Origin of the sequence: Actinoalloteichus spitiensis RMV-1378 (assembly GCF_000239155.1) — a bacterium.
Taxonomy (GTDB): domain Bacteria; phylum Actinomycetota; class Actinomycetes; order Mycobacteriales; family Pseudonocardiaceae; genus Actinoalloteichus_B; species Actinoalloteichus_B spitiensis.
In genome coordinates, this window is the sequence record NZ_AGVX02000525.1 from 1 (window position 1) to 6,258 (window position 6,258).

Annotated in this window: 6 protein-coding genes; 4 read left to right on the forward strand and 2 right to left on the reverse strand. The window is 72.8% G+C overall.

Translation table 11 applies throughout. The features are described 5' to 3' along the window. A partial coding sequence (locus tag ACTIDRAF_RS30225) for a RecB family exonuclease (RefSeq protein WP_211215394.1) occupies positions 1-609 on the forward strand: 609 nt, incomplete at its 5' end. A gap of 50 nt (positions 610-659) precedes the next feature. Beyond that, entirely contained in the window at positions 660-1,280 is a 621-nt protein-coding gene (locus ACTIDRAF_RS0220895; RefSeq protein ID WP_026066341.1) for a hypothetical protein, read from the forward strand. A gap of 662 nt (positions 1,281-1,942) precedes the next feature. Here ACTIDRAF_RS0220895 and ACTIDRAF_RS0220900 read toward each other — a convergent pair. Further along, entirely contained in the window at positions 1,943-2,467 is a 525-nt protein-coding gene (locus ACTIDRAF_RS0220900; RefSeq protein WP_026066342.1) for a hypothetical protein, read from the reverse strand. 323 nt (positions 2,468-2,790) lie between these two features. Here ACTIDRAF_RS0220900 and ACTIDRAF_RS0220905 point away from each other — a divergent pair, with 323 nt between their 5' ends. Continuing rightward, entirely contained in the window at positions 2,791-3,888 is a 1,098-nt protein-coding gene (locus ACTIDRAF_RS0220905) for a potassium channel family protein (RefSeq protein WP_016700670.1), read from the forward strand. 106 nt (positions 3,889-3,994) lie between these two features. After that, a complete protein-coding gene (locus ACTIDRAF_RS0220910) occupies positions 3,995-4,885 on the forward strand; it encodes a hypothetical protein (RefSeq protein WP_026066343.1) in 891 nt (296 codons plus the stop codon). Between the two features lie 219 nt (positions 4,886-5,104). Here ACTIDRAF_RS0220910 and ACTIDRAF_RS30230 read toward each other — a convergent pair. Further along, the coding region (locus tag ACTIDRAF_RS30230) for a neutral zinc metallopeptidase (RefSeq protein WP_211215396.1) at positions 5,105-6,258 on the reverse strand (1,154 nt) is incomplete at its 5' end.

The window sequence follows — 6,258 nt, forward strand, 5'->3', positions numbered from 1 at the left end:
GTGCGGCTTCCGGGGCAGCTGTCGGTGAGCCAGCTCGTCGAGCTGGCCGCCGATCCGGAGGAACTGGCGGCCAGGCTGCGCCGCCCCCTCCCCCGGAAGCCGGACCGGCACGCCCGCCGGGGCACGACGTTCCACGAGTGGCTGGAGCAGCGGTTCGGTTCGACCAGGCTGCTGGACGTGGACGACCTCCCGGGGGCGGCGGACGAGGAGCTGCCGGAGACAGGCCTGGAGGATCTCCAGGCTGCGTTCCTCGACAGCGAGTGGGCGGCTCGTACGCCGGCCGAGGTCGAGGTCCCGTTCGAGACCACGGTCGACGGGGTGGTGGTGCGGGGGCGGATGGACGCGGTGTTCGCCGACGAGGACGGCGGGTGGACCGTCGTGGACTGGAAGACGGGTCGGGCGCCGGCTCCCGAGCGGGTGCCGGCGTTGGCGGTCCAGCTCGCCGCGTACCGGCTCGCGTGGGCCGCGTTGAGCGGTGCGCCACTGGATCGGGTTAGGGCGGCGTTCCACTTCGTACCCGGCAACAGAACCCTGCGACCTGCGGATCTGTTGGACGAGGACGGCCTCCGGGACCTGGTGCGCAAAATCCCTTCTTCGAGTGACACCTGATCGAGTGGCGGTCCTTGTACCCCGGGCGTTTCCTCGCGACGATGCCCGCGATGTCGGAAAATACGCACTGGAAGCTGGCCACGTCTCCCACGACGGAGGTCCAGGTCGCAGAGGATGTCGTGGCGCTCAAGGCGCCCCTGGTTCGTGTTGACCGGGACGAGGACGGCGGCTGGTCGTTCTTCGGTCCCGGCAGTGACGAGGCGGCCACCCGCTCCACCACCCTCGGCGGTGTGGTGGACGCGTGGCCGCACGTCGCGGGGCTCACTGATCTGAACAACGGCAGTTCGGCCGTGTGGCACTGGGCCCAGCACGGCTGGGCCGTGGGCGGCGGCTGCACCTGCGGTCAGTGCAGTGACCCGGTCGCGGCGGACATCGACCGGCAGTCCTGGCCGGACGCGCTGCCTCCCAACCGGCCGGTGCTCGTCGAGCGCAAGGTGCTGTCCGGTGAGGTCCGGTTGTCCGATCTCCGGCAGGAGGACGGCAACCTGCTCGTCCTGGGGCCGGGCGAGCAGCAGCGGACCGCCGAGGAGATGGTCGCCATCGCCATCGTCGACGTCGTCCGCCGGTGGCCGCACAGCATGCACGCCCTGCGCGCGCTCCAGGAGGGCCGGGGGATGGAGTGGAATCCCGAGGCGCTGAACTGGCAGGAGTACGAGCTGGTTCCCGCCTGATCGGTCTCGTGGCGGCGGTGGGGAGGAAGGAGCCGGGGAGAGCCCCGCCCCGGTGCTCCCTTCCCCGGCCGGGGCTCCACGGCCCGGTCCCGTTCCCGGCGGCCGTGGTTCCACCGCGGCGGAACCGGTGACCACCCGGTGGCCGCGGGTGCCGAGGCGTTGGACCCGCGGACCACGCCCTTCGCCGGGGCCACGGCACGCCCGGCCAGCCGGTCGACGTGGCCCGCGTCAACGCCGTCCACGCCCGGCCCGCACCTGGGGTTCGCGGAGGACCGGGGAGGGCTGTGGGGCTCGCGCGCGCCTGCTCCACGGGCACCTGGATCCGCCGGGAACCGTGAGGCGTCAGAGGTGGGAGCCGCGGGTCCGCTCGTCGACGCGCGTTCCCCGGTGATCGCCACCGACCAGGCGTGCCCGGCTCGGCGGCTGCGATCCCGGAGCCGTCCCAGGATGGAGCGGCTCCGAACCGGGCCCGGGCGATCCAGCGCCCGGGCGCACCCCGGGCAATGCGCGCGGGAGCGCGCCGGCATGGCGGGCGGCTCCCTGCCCGGCGTACGAGGCCGTTGCCCGTCCTACCACGCGGAGCTGGCCCCAGCGGGCGACCAGCGCCCGCCCGGGTGGGGCACACCGAGCGGGAGGCGGGGCACCCTGCAGCCGGGGACTCCTCAGCGCGGCGGTGACAGGACGCTGGTCATGACCCGGTGGTACAGCAGTTCGAGCAGCCAGCGCCCGAAGACGGAGCCCCCGAACTCCTGGGATCTGTCCTCGGGGCTGATCGCGACGGAGGCGTCCCCCTCCTCGTCGATCGTGACGACGCCGATCCCGTAGAAGTCCAGTTCCACGAGCGGCCAGGGGTCGGAGGTCTGGCTGGACGGCAGCACGACGGCGCAGGGGGCCAGCGTCATCAGGGTGCCGCAGGACCGCAGGGCCCTGCCGGCGCGGGACTCCGTGACCAGGACCCCGACGAGGTCCACGGCGGGCACCGGGATCTGGTCGTGCAGCTCCGGCTCGAACCACGAACGGAACCAGGACGGGTCCGGTTCCGGTGGCCAGCCGTTCTCCATCCGCCAGCGGTGCACGTCTTCGCGCACCCGTACCAGGGCGGAGACGCGCTGGCCGAGAACGGCGACCTCGGTGATGAGCTGACCGCGCCAACCGAGCGCAGTGGCAGCCTGCTGGAGTGACGGCACCCCTACATCTAATCACCTGTGCTGGCGATGTCGTTACAGCGCGTCTGAATCTTTATCCAACAGCGGCTCAACTCTTCATCGAACGAGCGGAGGGAACCACTCGAAATCGTCGGTGCGCATTCTGCTCGACAGCGCTGCGCACATTCCCGACTACCGGAAACACCGTTCTTTCGCCAGTTCGCGACGGAGTGTCCTGGCAGGACCTCGAGCGCGACGGCCCTACGGTGGGCGGGCGGAGCTCCCGCCCGATGGCGCCGGTTCCCCGGCCGGCGCCCACTTCGGCGGGACGACCACGACGGGATGCGAGAGGCCGGTGGGCGAGCATGCGGGCCGCGTGGCGGGGAGTGAGGCGCCCGGAACGGCTACTCGCAGCCAAACCGGACAACCTGGTCGGGATCATCCGAATGCCCCACGCCGGGGTGAGTCCACTGCGGTCGATCGCCCGCCGCCTCGTGGTCGCCCTGGCGGCACTCCTCACGTCCGTGGTCCTGGTCTACCTGGAACGGGACGGTTACGTCGACTTCACGGGTGGGGAACTGTCCCTGCTGGACTGCTTCTACTACGCGAGCGTCTCCCTCTCCACGACCGGGTACGGCGACATCGTGCCGGTCTCGACCAGTGCCCGGCTGGTGAACGTCGTCATCATCACGCCGCTCAGGGTGCTTTTCCTCATCATTCTCGTCGGCACCACGCTGGAGGTCCTCACCGAGCGGTCCCGGCAGACCCTGAGAATCCAACGCTGGAGGTCACGGGTGAAGGACCACGTCGTCATCATCGGGTACGGCACGAAGGGCAGGTCGGCGATCGCGGCGCTGATGAACGACGGCGTCGACGTGTCGGAACTCGTCGTCGTCGACACCGACCCCCGGGTGCTGGAAAGTGCCGAGGCGCACGGGTTGGTGGCCGTGCAAGGGTCGGGTACCCGCTCCGACGTGCTCCGCATGGCCGAGGTCCACCGAGCCCGGTCCGTCGTGATCGCACCGGACCGCGACGATGCCGCCGTCCTGATGACGCTGACCACTCGCGAGCTCGCCCCCCACGCCCAGGTGGTGGTGGCGGTGCGCGAGTCCGAGAACGTCCACCTGCTCCAGCAGTCGGGTGCCGACTCCGTCGTGGTGTCCAGCGAGACCGCCGGCAGGCTGCTGGGCATGGCGACGCTCTCGCCCTCCCTGGTCGACCTCTTCGAGACGATCATCAGTTCCGAGGCGGAGGTCGTGCTGGCCGAACGAGCCCTCACCCCGGACGAGTACGGCCGTTCGCCCCGGGACCTCGCCGAAACCGTGCTCGCCGTCGTGCGCGAGGCCGGACTGGTCCCGGTCGACTCACCAGCGGCGGCGGTGCTCCGCCCCACCGACCGGGTGATCTACCTGCGGAACGGCGGGTCGGACCGGGCGCGGCCGGACGGCACCGGGCCGGGCTGACCACCGGATCGGGACCGGACGACGGGACACACACCCGGCGCACACCGAGCGTCTGGAAGCATGGCACACCGTGGTGAGGCGTGGACCCGCTCGATGGGTACTAGTGATGATCGCGATGGGCGTGCTCGGGCTCGCCGTCGTCTTCGCCGCCACGAGGATCCTCCCCCTCAACTCCGGGAGTGGTGAACTCCGCGAGACGACCGCCACCGTCCTGGTCTCCGGGGAGTGCGCCGCGGACCAGAACGACAAGGTGATGTTCACCGTCGACGGCGAGCAGCACGTCGCGGACCTCGAAGCCTGCGGGCACCACGAGGAACGGGAGCTCGACGTCGAGGTGATGCGCCTCGGGTCCGGCCAGTACCGGGTGTGGCTGGCGGGAACCAGCCCCGCCGGGGTGGGCGAGACCAACGACCGGGTCTCGGCCGTCCTGCTCACCATCGCGGCGGTGGGCGGAGCCGGACTGGCCTTCCTGGTCCGGCAGACGACCCGGGACATCCGGCGGATGCGGGCCCGCCGCGCGCGTGGTGCCACCTCGTCGTCCGGGTCCCCCGGGGGCGCGGAGCGCGGGCGGGGCAGCGCGCTACCGGGACCGACAGCCCGTACCGACGAGCGTCCGCCGGCGTCCGCACCGGACGGCGACCCCGCTGCCCCCGGAGAGGACTCCGCGTACCGGGAGGGGTGGGGCCTCGGCTCCGCCACCAGCGCTCAGGGCCCGGAGCTCCGGTCAGAAGCCGACGGCCCGCGCGGTCCGGAGACATCGGCGGGCCGCCTGGCCGACCACCACCAGGCGGAAACGGGGACCGCCTTCTTCGCGCCGGTGGAGCACGAGCCGGCACCCGCCGGGCCCCACACCGGAACCGCCTTCCTCCCACTCCCGGGAGCCGCTGAGCCGGGCACCGGTGCTCGTGGTCAGGAGGGCACCGCGTTCTTCTCGCCGGTGGACGGCGCCAACCAGGAGGGCCCGTCGCCGGAACCACCGTCCAGCACACCCAGGTGATGGCGTGCTCCTCGCGCGGCGCGCACCAGGCCGGGTAGCGGGCGTGGCGGCGGCGACCGGCACCGCTCCCACCCGCGCCTGGCGAAGGCTCCTCCACCGAGGAGGGAACCCCGCTCGGCTCCGCGGGTCCCCGGCCCTGCCCGACGGGCCACCCGAACCCCGCCGCGGCCCGCCGGGCGGGGATGACCGGCCGGGCGGTCAGGGGGCCGCCCCGGTCGATCAGCTGACCTGCGCGGACTCCACCGCCCACGTGTTGCACTCGAAGGTCAGGTTGATCTCGTAGCCCTGCCGCATCCAGGCGCCGTTCCGTTCCGGGGCACCGTGGTCCCGGGACCCGTTCTGCGGCCAGTCGCCCCGGTTGGCGGCATCAGCGAGCGCGGCCATCGCGGTGTCGATGTCGACCACCCCCGTCCGGGACATGGCCGCCATCAGCATCCCCCCGAAGCACGACGCCTGGAGTTCCATCCGCCGCGAGATCTCCAGACCCGCCTCGGAATCCACACCCACCTCGTAGCGGTCGTCCCACGCCGCCTGCATGATCCCGGCCAACCCCTGCACGTGGTGGCCGTACTCGTGCGCGAAGACGCTCAGGTAGGGGCCAGGGGAGTCACCGAGCCGTTCCTGCTGCGCGTGCACCGCCGCGGCCATGTAGATGGTCTGGTTCCCGCTGCAGTAGTAGGAGGACTGCGCGGTGCCGCACGGCGTGTCCACCGGGCCGTTGATCACCACCAGCGACGGTTCGGTGCTCGGGAGGTTCGCGGCCTCCAGGGCCGGGGACCACGAGTCGACCGCGCAGGGCATGGCGGACCGGTAGTAGGCCTCCTGCCCCGCCGCGTCCGGGCTGAAGCCGACGAGCTGGCAGGCGGTGGTGTCCGCGGCGCGCAGGCCGCCGCCGTGGATCGGGTTGTCGGCGAGCAGCAGCACCGGTTGGGGCGCGGGCGGGGGAGGAGGCGGCGCCTCCTCGGTCGGCTCGACCAGCGGGGTGTCCTCGGTCGGCTCGGGGCGTTCGGGGCGCTCAGGAGGGGCCGGCAGGTCCCTCGGCGGCGGTGTCGGCGGTGGCGTGGGGACGACGAACTCGGTGCGGCGCTCCGAGGCCTCCAGACCGGACCTGGGCCCGCTACCGGACGAGGCGACGGCGACGACCGCGACCACGGCGGCACCCAGGCCGATGGCCAGCAGCCAGCCGGGCCAACCGTTGCCTCCCCGCCTCGGCCGGGCGGGTAACGGTGCGTCGCTGTCGGCGAACCGCCCGCTGCTCGACGGCCCCGGCCGGGCGCCGTGGAGCGGGTGGGTCGGCATCCGCGTCGCCGGCCTGGGGGGCGGCAGCGGCTGTCGCGCGGGCCCCGCCGGGCCGGGAACCGGCATCGCCCCCT